The following is a 21,115-nucleotide window of genomic DNA, read 5'->3' on the forward strand; positions in this document are numbered from 1 at the left end:
ATTACCCCTATTATATGCACGCCCAAACATGAGTGTCAACATCCGTTGTTGATTTTTCATACAGATTATGCTAATAGTAATCATTTCGCTTTAGGCCGTTTTTGGATATAATAGAGCTATAGTTGTTAACATAGGCGGTGATATGAAATGGAACAACCGGTTAAAGCACCAAGCGAATGTGATGCAACCTGCTCGGGTACTGAAGCGGATGTGCAGACGATTCGCACTTCACTCATAGATCGGGATACCTCTTCCGAGATGGCAGATTGGTTCAAGGCATTCAGCGACCCAACACGGCTACGTATTATTGATGCGCTGTTACAGAAGGAATTATGTGTGCATGACCTGACGGTTCTGCTCGACATGGGACAGTCGGCCATTTCACACCAGTTGCGTTCACTCCGCAATATGCGGATCGTCAAGCGGCGCAAGGAAGGCAAGACCGTGTACTACTCTCTGGATGATACTCATATTGAGCAGATTTTCCTGCAAACGCTCCAGCATATTAAACACAGCTAGGCAGCCGCCAAGCTGGTTCATGAAGAAGAACCCCCGCCTCTCGGCTATATGCCGATGGACGGGGGTTCTTCTTGGTAAGGGTACCGTTTTGTACAGAATACAAAGTGACTATTCTTTCCAATTACCAATCATTGGAGAGCATACCAATTCGGGTTATAAAAGATTGTTCTTGTTTGGATCGTACAGGCCGGATCTGTCCTTGAACCAGTTAAAGATATGCGATACACATACTTTCAGCACCGCGTATCCTGGAACAGCGAGCAGAATGCCTACGACTCCGAACAGATTACCCGAAGTCAGGATGACAAAGATAATCGTGATGGGATGGATCTTCAACGTTTTACCCATGATCTGTGGTGAGATGAATTTACCTTCGATTAACTGCACAATCGTCCATACGGCAACCATTTTCAACAGCATCACCGGCGAAGTGACGAGTGCCACGATCAACGCAGGTGTAATGGCAATTGCAGGTCCCAAGTACGGAACAACACTTGTAAACGATGCGATTATTGCAAGAATCAGTGCATAATCCAGACCAATGACCATATATCCGATGTAGAGCAGAATACCGATGCAGAAGCTGACGATAATCTGTCCACGGATGAATGAACTGATCTGGTGATTGATGTCTTCCAGCACATGCATGGCGCCTGTACGGCTCTTGATTGGCAGGAAAGACAGAATTTTCGCCGGCAGCTTCTTGCCGTCTTTCAGCAGATAGAACAGGATGAACGGGACAGTTACGATGGACAGCACGGTCTCCGTGAAAGCTCCGAGGAATCCGCCCAACTTGGTCCAGGTCGAGTTCAGAATTTCAGTGGCCTTTTGGGAGATGGTTCCCCACCAATCCTGAGAATTCAAATTCACCGTCTCCTGGAACTGACCGAACAGTTTACTGCCCGTAAGCTCCTCAAACTGCTGTTTTACCGTCTCACTGTACGTTGGGAAATTTTCAATCAGCCCCACAATCTGGTTACGCACAACCGGAATAACCGCCAACACGACGACTGTCAGAATGCCTCCTATTGCAAGATACAGGAGCAGAATGGACCAGCCGCGCTTGATTTTCCATCTCTCCATCACATCCACAATCGGATTCAACAGATAGTAGAGTATGCCTGACAGAATGATAGGTAACACAATGGTTTTAATGAGTACTGCGAGCGGATGAAGAACAAAGGATACTTTGGTCAGAACCATGACGTTCAGTCCCACTAACAGCAGAATTAGCAGAAATAGGACAAACTTGTTGTTAAGAAAAAATCGCTTGAACCGCTCCGGCCAAACGCGGGGTTGCTCAGGTTGCTCCATAGGCGTGTCGTCCTCTCATATGTATCCTTAATCAAAACAAGCTGTAAATCTGATAAATGTCCCTTGCCTGAAAAAAATAAAGTCCCTTGTACAAGCCAACATATGTATAACTCTCTGGATTTATACGTATGGCGCTGATTAACCGTTTCAAATTAAACCGGTAAAGTCATTTTACCCCATAATGAGTCTTCTGCCCCATATGAATTATTTGAAAATTTTCCCTACTCAAAAACGGTCCGCCTCACTGGGAGACGAACCGTCAATTTAGATCTATAGCTTACTGTTAAGCCAGCTTTTATGGTGAAAATTAAAGATTAGGCTTTTCCCGCCAATTGTGCGATTAACTCATAGGAATGCAGACGCGCCTTATGATCATAGATCATCGACGTAATAATCAGCTCATCTGCCTGCGTCTGCCGAATGAAGGATTCCAGCTGTCCACGAACGGTTTCTGGGGAACCATTAACAGCTGCCTTCAGCGTCTGCTCCACACCAGCTTTCTCGCGGTCCGTCCACTTGCCTTCCATCTCAGCCGGAGGCTGTACCAATCCCGTTGTGCCGCGAATAATGTTCAGGAACTGCTGTTGCATCGTTGTACCCAGCCATGCTGCTTCCTCATCTGTATCCGCAACAACAGCGTTGACCCCAACAATCACATGTGGTTCCTTCAAGTGATCAGATGGTTGGAAATTGTTTCGATACGTTTCCAGTGCAATCCGGGTGTAATCGGGCGAGAAGTGACTGGCAAAAGCAAACGGCAATCCCAGCTGACCTGCCAGACGTGCGCTGAAATCACTGGACCCGAGCAGATAGATTGGAATATTCAATCCTTCTCCAGGAACTGCGCGAACAGGCGCATGATAAGATGTCGCCGAAGCATCAAAGTATGCTCTGAGCTCTGCGAGCAGCTCCGGGAAATCTTCCCCGCTATTCAGATCTTTGCGTAGCGCAAGCGATGTCCGGCGATCACTGCCTGGTGCACGACCCAGTCCCAAGTCAATTCTGCCAGGATACAAGGATTCCAGTGTACCGAACTGCTCAGCGATCACAAGCGGTGCATGGTTTGGCAACATGATGCCTCCTGAACCCAAACGAATCGTTTTGGTTCCACCAGCAAGATATCCAATAACTACCGAGGTTGCAGAAGAAGCAATACCTTGCATGTTGTGATGTTCTGCTACCCAGTAACGGTGATATCCCCAACGCTCAGCATGCTGTGCCAGATCCAGACTGTTGCGCAAGGCATCGGCTGGTGTTGCGCCTACAACAACTGGAGCCAAATCAAGGATGGAAAGCTTAACGTCTTGAATATGTTCTTTATGAGATGAAGCTGTATTTTCTGTAGTCATTATCGTTTAATCCCCTCGATGATTATATTTTTGTATATCCAGATATATAGATTAATTAAAACGCAACTGGATGTAGTGATGTGATACTGAACTAGCCGTTTACATCCGGACGGAATCCCTGCCTGCATGTGCATCCTAGCTTCCGTTCCGGCATCCGGCTTATAACTCGTTCTGCACGTACTCGGCAAACTGACGGATCGTCTCTTCGTTGCGCCGATAATACGTCCATTGTCCTCTTCGCTCGGAGAGCAGTAACCCTGCCTTGAGCATAGTCAGCAGATAACTGGATATAACCGACTGAGCCAGTCCAGCCTTCAGTTGAATCGTGCCGACACAGATTCCGTTTTTGCCCCCATCCGGATGCTGGGACAGTTCCAACGGTGAAAAGTGTTGCTCCGGGCTTTTGAGCCACAACAGGATTTGTCTACGTGTCTCGTTCGATAATGCTTTGAATATAAGTATAGGTTCCATGGGTACGATTATACCCCCTTTCAGGCATTTTGCAAACACATGAACAAACAAACCGACTCATGATCGAGTCGGTCTGGTATCATATGGAATTCCTATAGAGAACCAAAATCTATATTAGAATTTGGTCGTTACCGTCTGTTTAACCTGACCCAACATGGCTTGATATGCAAGTGCATCCAGGTATCCAATACTACCGAAGAGCAGATGATCTACGGCTTCAATGCCTACAAAATCGAAGATACCTACGTCCGAAGTTATTTTCAATCCAGCAGTCATGCCAATCTGATCATAAATTTCACTTGGTGTACCATGTGTGTTGATGATGAGTCCTTTTTTGCCTGTCAGCAATTTCTCGATTCCCGCTTCACCCGCTGCATATGCAAAACCATAGGCGAATACACGGTCAACATATCCTTTCATAATGGCAGGAAGTCCTGTCCACCAGATCGGATAGATGAATGTAATGGCTTCTGCGTCAGTAACATACTGTTGCTCTGTCGCGATATCCTGTGGTGTCTGTCCTGCGCGCATGGAAGCTGTATCGGCTTCAGTCAGTACGGGTTGGAATCCAAGCTTATACAAGTCACGAACAACCACTTCATGGCCTTGAGCTTCGAGAGCTTCTACAGCAGTATTGAGGATTGCGTTATTAAAGCTGTCTGTGTGCGGATGAGCATATACGATAAGATGTTTCATAGTGTGAATCCCTCCAGGTTTGGTTTGAGTTAGGTTTCGAAAATAGGGTTACATTGATACGTTCCCGCATGCATAGACATCTATGTATATGGGCAAAAAATATTTGGGCTCCTCTGCCTCCATCCCAGTCAAATCTGGAAAGGGTTGCAGACAGAAGAGTTCATTCATTATAACTTTCGGACAATAATGGACAGCAAGCTCTCCAATTGCTCCGACTGTTCATCGGACAGGCCACTATAGATGATGTCATTAATCTGCTCTGATACCTGATGGAAGATCGGTTCGAGCCGCTTCCCCTGCTCAGTGAGGCGAATCATCGTCACCCGGCTATCTTCGGCACTCTTGCTGCGTTCAACATAACCAAGCTTCTCCAGCTTGTTGACCAGTACCGTTACCGTTGGTTGCGTGCGTTGAACACGTTCTGCCAACATCTTGATTGACAGCGTCTCTTCACGGTACAAGAACATCAATACATCCCCATGAGAAGGTACAATGCCTGTCACTTCATGCTGTTCCAATTCGTGAACAATCCGTTTGTTGACATGATTTCTGATTCTTGCAATCAGTGCAATTGCGTTGTATTTTGGCATGACCTCATTATATATAGACATCTATGTATTTTCAAGTGCTTTTTTATAAAAAAACAAAACAGCCCTTTCCATCCTTTGAAGCTGTGGAAAATATCGGGCTGTTTCGATCCTGTTTTGTTTTTCTGATCCTCTATACTATAATGTTAGATCTTGATCTTAAACCTTGATATTAGATCATCGTTCCTTGATTCATATTGAATTTTGCTGAATTCAGTTAATCCATTGGGTTATTTTCTCAACCGATTGTCTGGACTTCTCACGCAAGGGCTTCTCTACCCGGTAACCGAAGGCTGCCATCACCGAGACGTCCCATGCACCATCCTCTAGCAAACCCTCTTCTTCCATAATCCGATGGACATCGTCTCGGCTGAAACCTTCGATCGGACAAGAATCAATCTCGATTTGAGCTGCCGCCGTCATCATGTTGCCAAGTGCAATATACGTCTGTTTGGATGCCCAGTCGAATAATGATCGTGGATTGTCCAGAATTCTCTGGTTATTTTGGAACTTTCCATAAGCCTGACTTGTTAGCTCAAATACGTCGTCCGGCATTCCTTTTGTTTCCTTCAACATGTATTCCGCATAGGGAGAATTATAACTGGCATCGGACCGGGCCAAAATAACAACAAAATGGCTTGCTGTTGCCAATTGCTTTTGAGCGCCGGAAGAAACTTCGGACAGACGCTTGCGCAGGTTCGGATTTTGTACAATCAGAAATTTCCACGGTTCAAGTCCAATGGAACTTGGAGATAATCTGCCGGTTTCCAATATAAATTGGAAATCCTCATCCGAAATTTTGCGGGTATCATCAAAGATCTTTGTTGCATGTCGGAAATGATAAGCCTTTAAAATGTCTTCCTTTTTCTTTGACTTTGCTGTAACTTCCATGGAGCTCCACGTCCTTTTTTATATTTTTTATGTTGAATCGTTAGTCTCTAATTTTGGATTCGCTTAAGTATTAGTTTAGAATCTATATCCTAAAATGAAAAGTACGCACATTATTGTTTCTCAGTTTCCAAAAGTAACTATTGTGTCCTAACAAGGAAAACAGCCGTTGCTGGATCATATATCTTCTCCCCAGACGGCATATTTTCACACATGAAGTTTACAGTTGCTCCATAAATTCATTTTCAGAAATGACGGTATATCCTTCTTGTCTCAGCAATGCTGAGGTGACACCCTCTCCAGCTACCTTGTGGTTGGCAAAACTCCCATCATAGATCATCTGTGTACCACAGGACGGACTGAACTCCTTCAATACCACACATGACACATTCAATTTTCGCGCCCAATCGAGCGTCTGATAGGCTCCCTTGATATACAGGTCCGTGACGTCCTTGCCACTTTTCTCGATCACTTTTGCAATGCCTGCCAGTACGTCCTTGCCTGTTCCACCGATAATTTCAGCCGGTTCCCGTGGAGTGGAGAATCCGCCAAGCAGCTCCGGACACACCATCTTCGCCTGCTCCTGCTCCACAAGCTCCTGAATTTTCTCATCCAGGCTCGCTGTTCCATTGTAACGGCAAGCTACCCCCGCCAGACAAGAACTCACCAAATATTTCATCATTATCTCCTTGTGTTCATTCTATTGATGAACTAAATTGTAACATGTAAGATCAAGCTCTATAACTCGCCTCTGGTGATCATCGTAATTTTTACATCTTCATTGTAGCGAACCCGTATAACATCTTTCGGCGACTCTAGTTTAAATATGGCAATCCCCGGATTATCAACTTCCCTATGAAGAGTGTATCCTTGGAGGTTAACGTTAAATACCTCTTTGATCATCGCCACTACCTGCTCCCTAAGGATAGACTCCTTTACGTCATAAATCTCCTGATGATACGCTTCTACTTCGTCCCAATTAGTAAAATCATTTCGATATAAATTCTCCCCAATTACAGAGTAAACTTTAGTTTCTTCTCCTACAATCATTTGAACTAAATAATGATCATTGAAACTAAGATTAATTACATCTCTCCCAATTTCATCATCTTTGGTACGACTTACCCCCCTAATTTTTAGAGAAGTTTCACCGAATACTGCCTTAACGGCATCCTCCGCATCTGCCAGCACTGCCTGAGATACCTGATCAGGACTAAGCTCGCCTGTAATCGAGATAGCCTGATCCTGTTGCCATACAATCTCCCCATAATTACTCTCATTCACTAATGTTAATGTCGTATGTGATATCGGCTCCAACTCCCCTTGCTTCATACTCACATAACGTTGAACGGATACAGGTTTAAGCGTTGGCGTGCTGCCTATACTTTGTAAAAGCGATGGAACTTGACGCAGGTAACGGTGCTCCAACTCGCTCGGCTGCATCTCTCTTCTCATTTCTACTTCACGCAGATTGCCTGTTGTCGCATCTAGCCATATCTGCGCATACTCCTTCTCACTTTCATTTCCAGCCTCTACATATATTCTGCCGGACACAGGCAAGTCTTCCACTTTCGTAATCTTCAGTTGCTTACCCAGATCATCTCGCATCGTAGTCGCAACATTCCTTCTCATTTTATCCGTTAACAGATCTATGCTTAGATGATCAGATAACTGTAACGCTGCTGTCGGATAGACCTGCTCGATCACAGGTTTCACCAGTTTTCCCTCATCCCAGCTCCATAGGAACAATCCAGCGGCAATAACCACCGCACCCGCGCCGGCAACAAGAGGCCCTCTTCTAAGGCGACGCTTGTGTGACACGTTGCCTACTTGCGGTCTAAACGGTCTGGGCGACCTATAACTTTGCTCCAAACCATCTCCCAGACTCCCCTCCTCCGACTTCTTCATCCACTCCACCTGTTGAAGCACCTTTTGCTTGTGATCCGCTGTAAAAGGAGACGATGCAAACGGTCCCTTCCGGATCTCCTTTTCCCATTGCTCATCCTTGTGTTTCATTCGCTTCGCTCCTCCCATTGTTTCCGTACCTTATTCTTACCTCGGGATAGTCTGGATTTTACTGTGCCTGAGCTGATTTTCAACATCTCAGCAATCTCACTCGTCGTAAGCTCATACTTCAGATTCAGCAAAAGAATCTCCCTAAACTTCTTCGGCAAAGCCAGAACAATATCCCAGATTTCATGGACATGCTCCTTACGCATCACTTCCATCTCAGCCGAAGGATGTGTAGGCTGCTCTGCAATCATGACTCTTTGGCTCGAACCCACACGCTCTGTCTCCATGGGTAAGGTCTCTCCCCACAGACTGCTACGAAAAAATTTGGATTTTCGATATGTAAAAGTCGTGTTTCTAGTAATCGTCAACAGCCATGTTTTCAGTGAGCACTCTCCGCGATAATGAGCAATCCCCGAGTACGCCCGAATAAAAACCTCCTGTGACAATTCATCTGCCTGTTCGGCACTTTTGGTCAGAAAATAAGCGTAATTCCACACGTCGTTTCCGTAGTCATCCATCATGCTGCTAAGTGTGTAATTGTCGATGGTCTGAGCCTGTGCCAGAAATTGATAATCCAACTGTTGTTCACCTCACTTAATATGACTGGATCTATTGTGGTTTGGTTCCCTGTTTTGGACATTATTTCTTATTATTGTAGCAAAATAAAAAACAGCGTGTTCAATATCACTGAACACACCGATTTATTCAAGCAATTCCGGTCATTTGAATGACCGATCAACTTTCTGATCGCTGTTACTCTCAAATTTCTCCTTAATCCTTCATACTTTAACCGCAGCAATCATCAGGAACATAGGTCTTCGATTTTCGTCTTGCATACCAGGAACCTGTTCAATCATTTCCGGTGATGGTTTGGACTCAGCCACCTTTTGAATGGCAAACCCGGCCTTAATAAGTTCATTGATATGTGTTGCCAGTGTACGATGATATTTAACCACATCCTGATTCAGAAAGTTCGCCACACGCTTCCCTTCATCGTGGTAATCATCCACGGGCCAGTGCAGGATCTCACCTGTGGGTCCGTAATGCCAATCCTGCGCAGCGCGAGCGGTGAAGATGGGATGTTCAGAGGAAAGGACAAACGTGCCACCTTGAACAAGACAGTCATTGATTTTGGCATACACCGTGTCTAACTGTTCAATATAATGCAAAGCCAGCGAACTGATCACAACGTCGAATTGTCCCGGTGCAAAATCAATATCTTCAATCGCCATTTGCTCGTACTGGATCTGTGGATCGTACGTCATCTCACGAGCACGCTGGAGCATATTCTCAGACAGATCTACACCAATTACTGAACTCGCTTGTTGCTCGCGTGCATACCGACAATGCCAACCAAAACCACATCCCAAATCCAGAACACGCTTGTCTTTTAAATTCGGCAGAAGTGTCTGCACTTCATGCCACTCTCCAGCAGCCTCCAGCCCTTGAACAGAACGAGCCATCTTACTGTAGTTATCAAAAAATTCCGATTCATCGTATTTATTTTGTTTCATCAAGAGATTCCTCCCGCCTTATAAAATATCAACCTACTCTACCACATAAACGATATTCAAACGCAAAAGTTGCCAAGAGAATTCAAGCCGTGTTATCATACAGAACGAACGTTCAGTATTATTTAATACAGAATGAACATTCAGTTTACTAACGGAGGTCATTATGAATACGAATTGGACGCATCCATTGGAAGGGCAATCGGTAGGCAAAGCTTTTATTAGCTACCTTGTGCCTTCTGTATTGGGGATGCTGGTGGTTGCTTTTAATTTTATTATCGACGGCATTATGGTGGGACACAAACTGGGCTCTACCGCGATGGCCGGGATCGGCATTGCCTCTCCTGTTTACACGCTTTTTGTTGCCATGTCACTGTGGATTGGTATGGGCGGGGCAACGTTGTACTCTAACGCGATGGGTAGAAAAGATATCACATCAGCCAAACAAATTTTTACCAAATCCATTATGCTCATAATGCTCGTTACGATGGCTATTGGTTATACTGCATTTACGTTTAAAGACAAGCTGGTATACTCCCTCGGTGCTAATGCCGAGACTTTCCCGTTTGCTTCGGACTACATGAATATCATGTTGTTGTTCGGATTTGTCTTTACCATTGAAAATGCACTCTCTGTTTTTGTTCGGAACGACGGGAATCCCAACACATCCATGTACGCTCAGATAACGTTTGCTGTGGCCAATATCGTCATTAATTATGTAACATTGTATGTGCTCGAATGGGGTGTACGCGGTGTGGCTATCGGTACAATTGTATCCGCTTCTCTTGCGCTACTTGTCCTGTTCACTCACTTTTTCAAAAAAACAAATAATCTCACGTTCACCCGGTTCAAATGGAATAATAAACTGCTGGCTTCCCTTCTACTTATTGGTTTCCCCAGCTTTCTGGCTGAACTTGGCATGTCGGTCTTCTCTGTCTCTCACAATATCTCCATGGACCGCATTGCGGGTACGGATGGTGTAGCTTCCTTTACCGTGCTGAACTACATTCATGGTGTTGTATTGTTGGCTTTCCTGGGTCTGGCATCCGCTGCCCAACCTCTGATAAGCTATTATCACGGTGCCAGTCAGGTTACACGGGTACAACAAACGATACGTTTAGCCACGAAAACGGCTCTGGCATGCGGTCTACTGTTACTGCTTATTGTTCAAATCGGTGCACCTTATTTCGTGCAAATCTTTGGAAACTTCAGTAGCGGCGTAACGGATAATGCCGTATACGGATTACGTATATTTACATTTGCTTATGTGTTTATGGGTGTTAACTTTGTCATGAGCACCTATTTTCAATCTGTAGGTAATGCCAAAATGGCCATCTGGATTACAGCTGCGCGTGAGATGATCATCATGATTGCACTGATTGCAGTCCTCCCTTCCCTCTTTGGTGTAACGGGTGTATGGCTTGCCGTACCGTTATCTGAGATGCTCGTTCTTGCAACTATAGCCGTATACTATAGAAAACGATCCCTTACGGAACGAATAAACGCGTTGCAGGCTGAATAACGTTATCAGATGAGTTAACGGCATTAGATGGGAGATAAATGAAACGTAGATAACATGCAGGAAGACCCCATAAATAATTTAACAAAAATCTAAACAAGCCCTGCACGATCCATAAAGATCGGTCAGGGCTTTGTTATGTTTTGCACTATATTAGATATAAGCAATTAGATACGTATATCGAATCGGCCATTGCTATCCGTTGTTGCGTTTGCAATTTCCTTAGGGGTAGCTACGCCCTTTCCATTGGCTGAGGGTTGGGCAGGTAGCGCCTCCTTAGCAACGGTTGTACCGGCTCTTTGAGAGCTTTGCTGTGCAATCTGCGCCTCAATCTGCTTGATCTGCTGTTCAAGCTGTTTGGTCTTTGTCTCCTTTGTCTTCTCATCGTCCTTGCTGGACTGGACTTTCTCCAGTTGAGCCTCAAGCTTCGTCTTTTGTTTCTCTAAACTACTTGAACTGTCCGAACTCGAAGATGTCGATATGTATGATGTTGTGGAGCTGGCTGCAGAAGATATATTCATTATGGTTCTCCTCCTCTTTACATGGCTTCACTATATCCCATCCCACTGAAACGTACGTTAAAATCAACTGAAAGGTTGCTGAACGAAGCTATGAGAGTCTGGAATTCAAATAGATGAAATACATATAGCAGCTTTAATCAATAGTCAGTCTAATCATACAGTGTAGGTCCTGGTGCACTCTGATCTGTAAAGTTAGTTGTTTCCCTGTGTAAATAAAAACAAAAAAGACACACTCGATATGATCAAGTGTGTCCTTCGATTGCTTGGCGGCGTCCTACTCTCCCAGGACCCTGCGGTCCAAGTACCATCGGCGCTAGAGGGCTTAACGGTCGTGTTCGGGATGGGTACGTGTGGAACCCCTCCGCCATCGCCACCAAACGCATAGCTTACATTTCAGAGTATCGTTCTCTGAAAACTAGATTCGAAACGAAACATGCGAATTAGACTTGCTATTGGATAAGCCCTCGACCGATTAGTACTGGTCAGCTCCATGCATTGCTGCACTTCCACCCCCAGCCTATCTACCTCGTCGTCTTCAAGGGGTCTTACATACTGGGAAATCTCATCTTGAGGGGGGCTTCACGCTTAGATGCTTTCAGCGTTTATCCCGTCCGTACATAGCTACCCAGCGGTGCTCCTGGCGGAACAACTGGTACACCAGCGGTACGTCCATCCCGGTCCTCTCGTACTAAGGACAGCTCCTCTCAAATTTCCTACGCCCACGACAGATAGGGACCGAACTGTCTCACGACGTTCTGAACCCAGCTCGCGTACCGCTTTAATGGGCGAACAGCCCAACCCTTGGGACCTACTTCAGCCCCAGGATGCGATGAGCCGACATCGAGGTGCCAAACCTCCCCGTCGATGTGGACTCTTGGGGGAGATAAGCCTGTTATCCCCAGGGTAGCTTTTATCCGTTGAGCGATGGCCCTTCCATGCGGTACCACCGGATCACTAAGCCCGACTTTCGTCCCTGCTCGACTTGTAGGTCTCGCAGTCAAGCTCCCTTATGCCTTTGCACTCTTCGAATGATTTCCAACCATTCTGAGGGAACCTTTGGGCGCCTCCGTTACTCTTTAGGAGGCGACCGCCCCAGTCAAACTGCCCACCTGACACTGTCCCCGCACCGGATTACGGTACCAGGTTAGAACCTAGATACGATCAGGGTGGTATCCCAACGTTGCCTCCACACAAGCTGGCGCTCATGTCTCTCAGGCTCCCACCTATCCTGTACAGATCGTACCCAAATTCAATATCAAGCTGCAGTAAAGCTCCATGGGGTCTTTCCGTCTTGTCGCGGGTAACCTGCATCTTCACAGGTATTAAAATTTCACCGGATCTCTCGTTGAGACAGCGCCCAAGTCGTTACGCCATTCGTGCGGGTCAGAATTTACCTGACAAGGAATTTCGCTACCTTAGGACCGTTATAGTTACGGCCGCCGTTTACTGGGGCTTCGGTTCACAGCTTCGGATTGCTCCTAACCACTCCCCTTAACCTTCCAGCACCGGGCAGGCGTCAGCCCGTATACTTCGCCTTACGGCTTCGCACAGACCTGTGTTTTTGCTAAACAGTCGCTTGGGCCTTTTCACTGCGGCCCCCTCGTGCTATTCACACTACCGGGGCACCCCTTCTCCCGAAGTTACGGGGTCATTTTGCCGAGTTCCTTAACGAGAGTTCTTCCGCGCGCCTTAGAATACTCTTCTCGCCTACCTGTGTCGGTTTGCGGTACGGGCACCTTCACCTGGCTAGAGGCTTTTCTTGGCAGTGTGAGATCATGACCTTCGCTACTACAATTTTCGCTCCCCATCACAGCTCAGCCTTACAATGTGCGGATTTGCCTACACATCAGCCTCACTGCTTAGACGGACATCCATCAGTCCGCGTCACTACCCTACTGCGTCCCCCCATTGCTCATAACGGCTTACGGTGGTACAGGAATTTCGACCTGTTGTCCTTCGACTACGCCTTTCGGCCTCGCCTTAGGTCCCGACTTACCCTGAGCGGACGAGCCTTCCTCAGGAACCCTTAGGCTTTCGGCGGATCAGATTCTCACTGATCTTTTCGTTACTCATACCGGCATTCTCACTTGTATAATGTCCAGCGCTCCTTACGGTACACCTTCAACCCTTATACAACGCTCCCCTACCCCTGATGCAAGCATCAAGCCATAGCTTCGGTGGTGTGTTTAGCCCCGTTACATTTTCGGCGCAGAGTCACTCGACCAGTGAGCTATTACGCACTCTTTCAATGGTGGCTGCTTCTAAGCCAACATCCTGGTTGTCTGTGCAACTCCACATCCTTTCCCACTTAACACACACTTGGGGACCTTAGCTGATGGTCTGGGCTGTTTCCCTTTTGACAATGGATCTTAGCACTCACTGTCTGACTCCCGGAAGTAAGTCTATGGCATTCGGAGTTTGACTGAGCTTGGTAACCCTTGCGGGCCCCGCACCCAATCAGTGCTCTACCTCCACGACTCTGTTTTCCGAGGCTAGCCCTAAAGCTATTTCGGGGAGAACCAGCTATCTCCGAGTTCGATTGGAATTTCTCCGCTACCCCCACCTCATCCCCGCACTTTTCAACGTGCGTGGGTTCGGGCCTCCAGTGCGTGTTACCGCACCTTCACCCTGGACAGGGGTAGATCACCCGGTTTCGGGTCTACGTCCACGTACTATGTCGCCCTATTCAGACTCGCTTTCGCTGCGGCTCCGGCTCTTCACCTTAACCTTGCACGGGAACGTAACTCGCCGGTTCATTCTACAAAAGGCACGCCATCACCCCTAAAACGGGCTCTGACTTTTTGTAAGCACACGGTTTCAGGTTCTATTTCACTCCCCTTCCGGGGTGCTTTTCACCTTTCCCTCACGGTACTGCTTCACTATCGGTCGCTAGGAAGTATTTAGCCTTGGCAGATGGTCCTGCCGGATTCATACGGGGTTTCACGTGCCCCGCACTACTCGGGATCCGTCTCGGAGGGAACAGACTTTCAATTACAGGGCTTTTACCTTCTTTGGCGGGCCTTTCCAGACCTCTTCGCTTAACCGGTTCCTTTGTAACTCCATGTGAGACGTCCCACAACCCCAAAGAGCAAGCTCTCTGGTTTGGGCTTCTCCGCGTTCGCTCGCCGCTACTGACGGAATCACTATTGTTTTCTCTTCCTCAGGGTACTTAGATGTTTCAGTTCCCCTGGTATGCCTCACACTAACCTATGTATTCAGTTAGGTGTAACTGGAAATTACCCCAGCTTGGGTTTCCCCATTCGGACACCCCCGGATCAAAGCTTGCTTACAGCTCCCCGAGGCAGTTTCGTTGTTCGCCACGTCCTTCATCGGCTCCTAGCGCCTAGGCATCCTCCGTGTGCTCTTAGTAGCTTAACCATATCGTTTGTGTTCGAGCTGTCACTCCGCTTGTTTTGGACTGCGTCCAAAGCCAAAAGTCGTTCCATTTCGATCACTCGCTCATGCAATCTACCGTTTTTATTGAAACTTGTTATACACAAGTTCAGCTAAAAAGGAATGTTCTAATTCGCATTTACTTTCGTTTCGATATCTAGTTTTCAAAGAACAAGCTCCATGCAAAAGCAAGCTGTTTGAGAGTTTGAGCTCTCAAAACTGAGCAACGAGTGAGTTAAAAGCTTTACGAAGTAAAGCTCGCTTCGGAAGCATGCTTCCTGAAGACTTGTATTTGAATGTTTCCACGCGGGAAACGATTCTCCATAGAAAGGAGGTGATCCAGCCGCACCTTCCGATACGGCTACCTTGTTACGACTTCACCCCAATCATCTATCCCACCTTCGGCGGCTGGCTCCTTGCGGTTACCCCACCGACTTCGGGTGTTATAAACTCTCGTGGTGTGACGGGCGGTGTGTACAAGACCCGGGAACGTATTCACCGCGGCATGCTGATCCGCGATTACTAGCAATTCCGACTTCATGCAGGCGAGTTGCAGCCTGCAATCCGAACTGAGACCGGCTTTTTAGGATTCGTTCCACCTCGCGGCTTCACAGCCCGTTGTACCGGCCATTGTAGTACGTGTGTAGCCCAGGTCATAAGGGGCATGATGATTTGACGTCATCCCCACCTTCCTCCGGTTTGTCACCGGCAGTCACCTTAGAGTGCCCACCCGAAGTGCTGGCAACTAAGATCAAGGGTTGCGCTCGTTGCGGGACTTAACCCAACATCTCACGACACGAGCTGACGACAACCATGCACCACCTGTCTCCTCTGTCCCGAAGGAAAGATACATCTCTGCATCGATCAGAGGGATGTCAAGACCTGGTAAGGTTCTTCGCGTTGCTTCGAATTAAACCACATACTCCACTGCTTGTGCGGGTCCCCGTCAATTCCTTTGAGTTTCAGTCTTGCGACCGTACTCCCCAGGCGGAGTGCTTAATGTGTTAACTTCGGCACCAAGGGTATCGAAACCCCTAACACCTAGCACTCATCGTTTACGGCGTGGACTACCAGGGTATCTAATCCTGTTTGCTCCCCACGCTTTCGCGCCTCAGCGTCAGTTACAGCCCAGAGAGTCGCCTTCGCCACTGGTGTTCCTCCACATATCTACGCATTTCACCGCTACACGTGGAATTCCACTCTCCTCTTCTGCACTCAAGTCACCCAGTTTCCAGTGCGATCCGGGGTTGAGCCCCGGGATTAAACACCAGACTTAAATGACCGCCTGCGCGCGCTTTACGCCCAATAATTCCGGACAACGCTTGCCCCCTACGTATTACCGCGGCTGCTGGCACGTAGTTAGCCGGGGCTTTCTTCTCAGGTACCGTCACCTTGAGAGCAGTTACTCTCCCAAGCGTTCTTCCCTGGCAACAGAGCTTTACGATCCGAAAACCTTCATCACTCACGCGGCATTGCTCCGTCAGGCTTTCGCCCATTGCGGAAGATTCCCTACTGCTGCCTCCCGTAGGAGTCTGGGCCGTGTCTCAGTCCCAGTGTGGCCGATCACCCTCTCAGGTCGGCTACGCATCGTCGCCTTGGTGAGCCGTTACCCCACCAACTAGCTAATGCGCCGCAGGCCCATCCCCAAGTGACAGATTGCTCCGTCTTTCCAGTTTCCTTCAGGCGAAGAAAACAACTATTCGGTATTAGCTACCGTTTCCGGTAGTTGTCCCAAACTTGAGGGCAGGTTGCCTACGTGTTACTCACCCGTCCGCCGCTAAGCATCAAAGAAGCAAGCTTCTTATCAACTCCGCTCGACTTGCATGTATTAGGCATGCCGCCAGCGTTCGTCCTGAGCCAGGATCAAACTCTCCAATAAAGTATTGAAAAGAGCGATAAGCTCATTTTGAATCTGACGAGATTAAAAATCTCATTTGTGCTCCAGTCGATCCAAGCCAAGGCTTGTTTCAAACTTTCGCGTTCATTCTGCAAGCAGAATGTTTACTCACTCGTTGTTCAGTTTTCAAAGATCAAACTTGTTTCGTTACCGAATGTCGTTCTCTTCAGCAACTCTTATATAATATCATGTCCGAACCAACTTTGCAAGCTCTTTTTTTAAGTTTCTTTCGAAGCTTATTTGATTCGCTTGCCGCACCGTGTTTCTCGTGTTTTTTGGCCGGAAATAGAATATACCATGCAGCATACGTACTTGTAAAGAGTTAATTTCTAAAAATATTAATTTTACAATCTAACCCTATTAAAGGCCCTTGAATTTACAATGTTATCCTATGTTCATTTGTGTTATCATGCACACTTGATCTTCACTATCTAATCTGTCTTTCTTCTATATATAAGAAGGTAACCCTCTCAACTCTCTTATTCGAGACGAAAGGGTTACCTTCTATAATAATCTATATTTATTTACGTTCTACTTTATATCCTTTATCCTCAAGCAATTTCACGATACCGTGTTCGCCCAGGTAGTGTGCCGCGCCAACAACAATGAAATACTCCTCGCCTTTGCCGTTTTTCAAGTAACCATCGATTTTGTCCGCCATACCAATGTTACGATCAACCAGCATTGCTTTGTTGTACTCCTCGTTCGTGGAGAAGCTGTTAGTCAGTTCTAGTAATTGCTCGTCATTACCCGTTTTCCACATCTCAGCCATCTGATTCACACTGTTATCCAACACGTCGAAGTTCTCGATTGTCGCTTTCAAAGTTTCCTCTTGTGTTTCTTTGGAAAAGTCGTTAAACATGCCAAGTTGAGATTGATAACTTTCCAACTCAATAACTGGGAGTTTGCGCTCGATTGCTTTCTGGATGAAATACAGATCCACTCCTGCTGACGCTTCGTATCCAGCCGTTGCGGACTTCAAACTTGCGAGTGTGCTCTCTGCTACCCATGGCTTAAATGCATCCAAAGCGTTAGGCTCTAAACCATTTTTCTTCAGTACATCGCCCAGCTTCGTATAGGTTTCACTGGAAATGTGATCTTTCAGTGTTGTTCCATCCTGATATGAACCCAGGCTTAGAACCAGCTTTTGCTGCTCTTCGTCAGCCGCTTTGCTAATATCAATCTCTACCCCAAGATAGTCAGCTTCCGCAAATGCTTCCTCAAACTCCGGACGCAATGGATAGAAGCTCTCATCCGCAATATGCATAGACCCTACCAGATAGACCGTGTTGCCATTGCTTTCCACTTCCCACATGAAGCCACGTCCACCCGTTTGAGCAGTTTCCGTTGCTCCACCTTTGGATACCAGCAGCACGGTGCGTGTTGCAGCATCCCAGCGCACTTCATAACCCGCTGCATCTCCAACGATGCGGATTGGAGCATACGTCACACCGTTGATACGTGTAAGTTTGCTTTTCAGTGTAATCGTTTTGCCATCAATCACAGCCGTAATCGTATCATCTGTCGCAGTTGTTAGCTTCACGTCCATCGCATCCAGTGTAGTCCGCAATGGAACCAAGGTTGTACCTTTATCTAGGATTGGTGCTCCTGTAGCATATTTCACTGCCTGGTCATTGACCTTGACAGAAGTTTCTTGTGGAGCAGCCATAGCCGGTACTGCAGATGTGAGCAAGCCTACCGAGATGGTAAGAGATAAGAGCGTGCGTTTCCAATTCTTCATATTATGTATTCTCCTTTATGAATATAATTTCCAATCATTTTGATAGAATGGACATACTTAGATACTACGGATAAAGGCGGGAATTGGTGCCACTCACAAACGGAGCAGCACTCTTTCCCTTCATTACTCTCAATAGATAAGAAATAACAGAAACGAATCCGTCACATAGTTTCGATGCTAGATATTCGCAAAGTCCAAGCTATTCCATGATAAATAGATACTGATTAGAGCCAGGAAAAAGAATGCTATAGAAACCTTCCGATTCCCCCGCAGCTTCACTCCATATGAGACGAAGAAAATAGCGATAGCTAGTTTAGAGATGCTTTGGTAGTAGCCCTGCTCTGAAAAGGCCGAACTGCTAAACACAATTGAAAGTAGCAGTGTAGAGAGAATTAGTGCTTTAAACCACAGCGGGTCCCTCCAGAACTGTATAAAGAACCCTTTTAACTGCTGCATGACCATCAGCCGCCGCCCTCTCCTGAACTCTACTTAGATCTTATAAGCCTTCATGGCCTTAAATAACTCTTTAAAGGTTGGACGTTTACCGTACATCAGCACACCTGTGCGATAGATTTTGGCTGCAAGCCATCCGAAGATGATAATGGACACAATGAGAATCGCTAATGAAGTTAGAATCTCCCAAGTCGGTGCAACTCCCGCACCGATCCGTACCAGAATCGCGGTCGGCGACGTGAATGGAATGAAGCTTGCGATTTTCAACAACAGAATGTTCGGCGTAGAAATACTGAAGATCGCAATATAGAAGGATACAAGCGACAACATCGTAATCGGCAGAACAGCCTGACCCAGTTCTTCCGTACGGCTTACCATTGAGCCAATGGCAGCGAACAACACGGCATACAGGAAGTAGCCCAGAATGTAGAATATGAGTCCATACACAATAACCGCAATATTCACATCACTCAGACTCATATTGAAATCACCTAACACTGCACGGTTATGCGGCAGCAGGATATTTCCGGCAACCACTGCTCCGAAGATCCCGATTTGCAGCATACCTACCATGAAAATACCGATGATTTTACCAAACATCTGACTGAGCGGGGATACACTCGTAATCAGAATCTCCATAATACGCGAGCTCTTCTCCGCTGTGATCTCTGAAGCAATCATGTTGCCTGTCATCATGGTCGAGGTGAACAGCAGGATGATCAGCAAGTACACCACAATATAGTTAATCGGGCTCATCGCACCTTCTGACTCAGCACCGGCCCCACTTCCATCCGTACTCAAGCTTTGCTCGGTGAGCTTCACAGGTGTTGTAATCAGTTCCTTCTGCTCCGCTGTGAGTACATCCTTCACAACCACATCCAGCTTCACACTCTGCAATGCAGCTTCAATGGATGCAATGATCTGAGGTGATACATCTTCTGCTGAATATAGAATGGGCTGTGGGAACTCCTGTCCAGCAACCGCTTCAAACTTCAGATAGCCATCGGTAAGCCCTGCTTCCGCATCCGCTGCAAGAGCCGCTTCATCCTTGTCTCCACTGGCAATGAATCGATAGGCCTGATCCCCTTGCGCCGACGAGAAACTCTCCAGTTTCTCGGAAACTTCAGGTTGCCCTGCGCTCAGAAGACCAATATTTACAGGATTGCTACTCGAAGCTCCGCCAATGGAACCTCCATTGAATAAGGTAATGAAATATGGAACATTGAGTCCGATTGAGATTAAAAGTGCAAGTACAATGGTCGTCACCATGAATGATTTCGTTTTAACCTTGTTTTTAAATGTAAAACCCGTAATCGTTCCCATTTTATTCATTCGACTCACCTACCTCACGAATAAAGATTTGGTTAAGCGTTGGTTCCTTCAGTTCAAAGTGTTCCACTGTCGTCTGAGTCATGGCTGTTCTCAAAATCTCTTGAGCTGCTTCCACCTGACTAATATGTATCAGGTAACCACGCTCATTCCGCTCGACTTTCTTCACACCAGGCAACTGTTCAAGCCCCTCCACACTTCCAACTGTACCCAGGAATACCTGCTCACGTGGATAACGGCTCTTAATCTCCTTGATCTCGCCTTGTACCACCGTGTTGGAACGATGCAGAATGGTGATCTGGCGACACAACTCTTCAACGTGTTCCATGCGGTGTGTCGAGAACAGAATAGCTGTACCTTCATCACGCAATTCCTTGACAGTGGATTTGAGTAATTCCACATTCACCGGATCCAGTCCGCTGAACGCTTCATCCAGAATGAGAATCTGCGGTCTATGCACTACAGCTGCAATAAAGCCCATCTTCTGCTGATTACCTTTGGATAACTCCTCAATCTTCTTATCGTAATATTCCGGAACTTCGAACCGATCCAACCAGTATTTGAGGCTTTGATCTGCATCCTTACCATTCATGCCACGAAGCCGTGCCAGATAATTAATCTGTTCGCTGACTTTCACCTTCGGGTACAATCCACGCTCTTCCGGAAGATAACCCATAATCTGCTGCAACTCTGTGTTGTAAGGCTTGCCATTGTACAGGATATTCCCCCCGTCCGGGTGAATCAGTCCAAGCACCATGCGCATCGTTGTTGTTTTGCCTGCACCATTGGCTCCGAGCAGTCCGTAAATCTCCCCTTCTTTTACATTGAGCGTAACTCCATTAACGGCTGTTTTGTCTGCATATTGCTTGACGACTTGCTTCAATTCCAATCGGTTCATCATTTATCGTCTCCCT

General features: G+C 46.8%; 16 protein-coding genes and 3 rRNA genes. 2 read left to right on the forward strand and 17 right to left on the reverse strand.

Annotation, left to right across the window (positions count from 1 at the left end; translation table 11 throughout):
- The first annotated feature begins 147 nt into the window (after nt 1–147).
- Nucleotides 148–519, forward strand: coding sequence for an ArsR/SmtB family transcription factor (locus ACX9NY_RS20540; protein ID WP_339239382.1), 372 nt, complete (start codon nt 148–150; stop codon nt 517–519).
- Between the two features lie 153 nt (nt 520–672).
- Here the strand turns inward: ACX9NY_RS20540 and ACX9NY_RS20545 are convergent, their stop codons facing one another.
- The 10 genes from ACX9NY_RS20545 to ACX9NY_RS20590 all read right to left on the reverse strand — a co-directional run bounded on the left by ACX9NY_RS20545 (nt 673) and on the right by ACX9NY_RS20590 (nt 9,351).
- The gene (locus ACX9NY_RS20545; protein WP_472474771.1) at nt 673–1,833 is read right to left on the reverse strand and encodes an AI-2E family transporter; all 1,161 of its coding nucleotides are present in this window, start codon (nt 1,831–1,833) and stop codon (nt 673–675) included.
- A 314-nt stretch (nt 1,834–2,147) separates the two neighbouring features.
- Nucleotides 2,148–3,182: an LLM class flavin-dependent oxidoreductase gene (locus ACX9NY_RS20550; RefSeq protein ID WP_339239381.1), complete on the reverse strand. Its 1,035-nt coding sequence runs from the start codon at nt 3,180–3,182 to the stop codon at nt 2,148–2,150.
- 159 nt (nt 3,183–3,341) lie between these two features.
- Nucleotides 3,342–3,653, reverse strand: a complete 312-nt coding sequence (locus ACX9NY_RS20555; RefSeq protein WP_339239380.1) for an ArsR/SmtB family transcription factor — start codon at nt 3,651–3,653, stop codon at nt 3,342–3,344.
- A gap of 114 nt (nt 3,654–3,767) precedes the next feature.
- Nucleotides 3,768–4,349 (reverse strand): NAD(P)H-dependent oxidoreductase, encoded by a 582-nt coding sequence (locus ACX9NY_RS20560; protein WP_472474773.1) that lies wholly within the window; start codon nt 4,347–4,349, stop codon nt 3,768–3,770.
- Between the two features lie 167 nt (nt 4,350–4,516).
- A complete protein-coding gene (locus tag ACX9NY_RS20565; RefSeq protein ID WP_472474775.1) occupies nt 4,517–4,939 on the reverse strand; it encodes a MarR family winged helix-turn-helix transcriptional regulator in 423 nt (140 codons plus the stop codon).
- 210 nt (nt 4,940–5,149) lie between these two features.
- Nucleotides 5,150–5,827 (reverse strand): NAD(P)H-dependent oxidoreductase, encoded by a 678-nt coding sequence (locus tag ACX9NY_RS20570; RefSeq protein ID WP_472474777.1) that lies wholly within the window; start codon nt 5,825–5,827, stop codon nt 5,150–5,152.
- A 217-nt stretch (nt 5,828–6,044) separates the two neighbouring features.
- The gene (locus ACX9NY_RS20575) at nt 6,045–6,503 is read right to left on the reverse strand and encodes a 2-thiouracil desulfurase family protein (RefSeq protein WP_472479364.1); all 459 of its coding nucleotides are present in this window, start codon (nt 6,501–6,503) and stop codon (nt 6,045–6,047) included.
- Between the two features lie 59 nt (nt 6,504–6,562).
- Nucleotides 6,563–7,840, reverse strand: coding sequence for a hypothetical protein (locus tag ACX9NY_RS20580; RefSeq protein WP_472474779.1), 1,278 nt, complete (start codon nt 7,838–7,840; stop codon nt 6,563–6,565).
- Nucleotides 7,837–8,415: an RNA polymerase sigma factor gene (locus ACX9NY_RS20585; protein ID WP_472474781.1), complete on the reverse strand. Its 579-nt coding sequence runs from the start codon at nt 8,413–8,415 to the stop codon at nt 7,837–7,839. Before ACX9NY_RS20585 ends, ACX9NY_RS20580 begins: the two co-directional genes overlap by 4 nt.
- 201 nt (nt 8,416–8,616) lie before the next feature.
- Entirely contained in the window at nt 8,617–9,351 is a 735-nt protein-coding gene (locus ACX9NY_RS20590; protein ID WP_472474783.1) for a class I SAM-dependent methyltransferase, read from the reverse strand.
- Between the two features lie 163 nt (nt 9,352–9,514).
- Between ACX9NY_RS20590 and ACX9NY_RS20595 the strand changes: the two genes are divergently transcribed.
- Nucleotides 9,515–10,870, forward strand: coding sequence for an MATE family efflux transporter (locus ACX9NY_RS20595; protein WP_339258674.1), 1,356 nt, complete (start codon nt 9,515–9,517; stop codon nt 10,868–10,870).
- Between the two features lie 164 nt (nt 10,871–11,034).
- Here ACX9NY_RS20595 and ACX9NY_RS20600 read toward each other — a convergent pair whose 3' ends face one another.
- The 7 genes from ACX9NY_RS20600 to ACX9NY_RS20630 form a co-directional block, all read right to left on the reverse strand.
- Nucleotides 11,035–11,388 carry a FlxA-like family protein gene (locus ACX9NY_RS20600; RefSeq protein WP_472474785.1) on the reverse strand — a complete coding sequence of 118 codons (354 nt, stop codon included), beginning with the start codon at nt 11,386–11,388 and terminating at the stop codon, nt 11,035–11,037.
- 261 nt (nt 11,389–11,649) lie between these two features.
- Nucleotides 11,650–11,766 (reverse strand): 5S ribosomal RNA (gene rrf / locus ACX9NY_RS20605).
- A gap of 74 nt (nt 11,767–11,840) precedes the next feature.
- Nucleotides 11,841–14,766 (reverse strand): 23S ribosomal RNA (locus ACX9NY_RS20610).
- Between the two features lie 342 nt (nt 14,767–15,108).
- Nucleotides 15,109–16,660, reverse strand: a 16S ribosomal RNA gene (locus tag ACX9NY_RS20615).
- Together the 16S, 23S and 5S rRNA genes form the textbook arrangement of a ribosomal RNA operon.
- A 538-nt stretch (nt 16,661–17,198) precedes the next feature.
- Nucleotides 17,199–18,419, reverse strand: a complete 1,221-nt coding sequence (locus ACX9NY_RS20620; protein WP_472474787.1) for a TraB/GumN family protein — start codon at nt 18,417–18,419, stop codon at nt 17,199–17,201.
- 489 nt (nt 18,420–18,908) lie between these two features.
- The gene (locus tag ACX9NY_RS20625; RefSeq protein ID WP_472474789.1) at nt 18,909–20,204 is read right to left on the reverse strand and encodes an ABC transporter permease; all 1,296 of its coding nucleotides are present in this window, start codon (nt 20,202–20,204) and stop codon (nt 18,909–18,911) included.
- Complete coding sequence (locus ACX9NY_RS20630) at nt 20,197–21,099, reverse strand: ABC transporter ATP-binding protein (RefSeq protein ID WP_339242897.1); 903 nt, start codon at nt 21,097–21,099, stop codon at nt 20,197–20,199. Before ACX9NY_RS20630 ends, ACX9NY_RS20625 begins: the two co-directional genes overlap by 8 nt.
- Nucleotides 21,100–21,115 lie beyond the last annotated feature (16 nt).

This window comes from Paenibacillus sp. CB74 (genome assembly GCF_055687625.1).

What these genes read in the sequence shown, in the direction of transcription:
- ACX9NY_RS20555 (WP_339239380.1), bottom strand. Translation starts at nt 3,653, where the DNA reads ATGGAACCTATACTTATATTCAAAGCATTATCGAACGAGACACGTAGA.
- ACX9NY_RS20620 (WP_472474787.1), bottom strand. Translation starts at nt 18,419, where the DNA reads ATGAAGAATTGGAAACGCACGCTCTTATCTCTTACCATCTCGGTAGGC.
- ACX9NY_RS20575 (WP_472479364.1), bottom strand. Translation starts at nt 6,503, where the DNA reads ATGAAATATTTGGTGAGTTCTTGTCTGGCGGGGGTAGCTTGCCGTTAC.
- ACX9NY_RS20540 (WP_339239382.1), top strand. Translation starts at nt 148, where the DNA reads ATGGAACAACCGGTTAAAGCACCAAGCGAATGTGATGCAACCTGCTCG.
- ACX9NY_RS20570 (WP_472474777.1), bottom strand. Translation starts at nt 5,827, where the DNA reads ATGGAAGTTACAGCAAAGTCAAAGAAAAAGGAAGACATTTTAAAGGCT.
- ACX9NY_RS20590 (WP_472474783.1), bottom strand. Translation starts at nt 9,351, where the DNA reads ATGAAACAAAATAAATACGATGAATCGGAATTTTTTGATAACTACAGT.
- ACX9NY_RS20625 (WP_472474789.1), bottom strand. Translation starts at nt 20,204, where the DNA reads ATGAATAAAATGGGAACGATTACGGGTTTTACATTTAAAAACAAGGTT.
- ACX9NY_RS20580 (WP_472474779.1), bottom strand. Translation starts at nt 7,840, where the DNA reads ATGAAACACAAGGATGAGCAATGGGAAAAGGAGATCCGGAAGGGACCG.
- ACX9NY_RS20545 (WP_472474771.1), bottom strand. Translation starts at nt 1,833, where the DNA reads ATGGAGCAACCTGAGCAACCCCGCGTTTGGCCGGAGCGGTTCAAGCGA.
- ACX9NY_RS20550 (WP_339239381.1), bottom strand. Translation starts at nt 3,182, where the DNA reads ATGACTACAGAAAATACAGCTTCATCTCATAAAGAACATATTCAAGAC.
- ACX9NY_RS20630 (WP_339242897.1), bottom strand. Translation starts at nt 21,099, where the DNA reads ATGAACCGATTGGAATTGAAGCAAGTCGTCAAGCAATATGCAGACAAA.
- ACX9NY_RS20565 (WP_472474775.1), bottom strand. Translation starts at nt 4,939, where the DNA reads ATGCCAAAATACAACGCAATTGCACTGATTGCAAGAATCAGAAATCAT.
- ACX9NY_RS20600 (WP_472474785.1), bottom strand. Translation starts at nt 11,388, where the DNA reads ATGAATATATCTTCTGCAGCCAGCTCCACAACATCATACATATCGACA.
- ACX9NY_RS20595 (WP_339258674.1), top strand. Translation starts at nt 9,515, where the DNA reads ATGAATACGAATTGGACGCATCCATTGGAAGGGCAATCGGTAGGCAAA.
- ACX9NY_RS20560 (WP_472474773.1), bottom strand. Translation starts at nt 4,349, where the DNA reads ATGAAACATCTTATCGTATATGCTCATCCGCACACAGACAGCTTTAAT.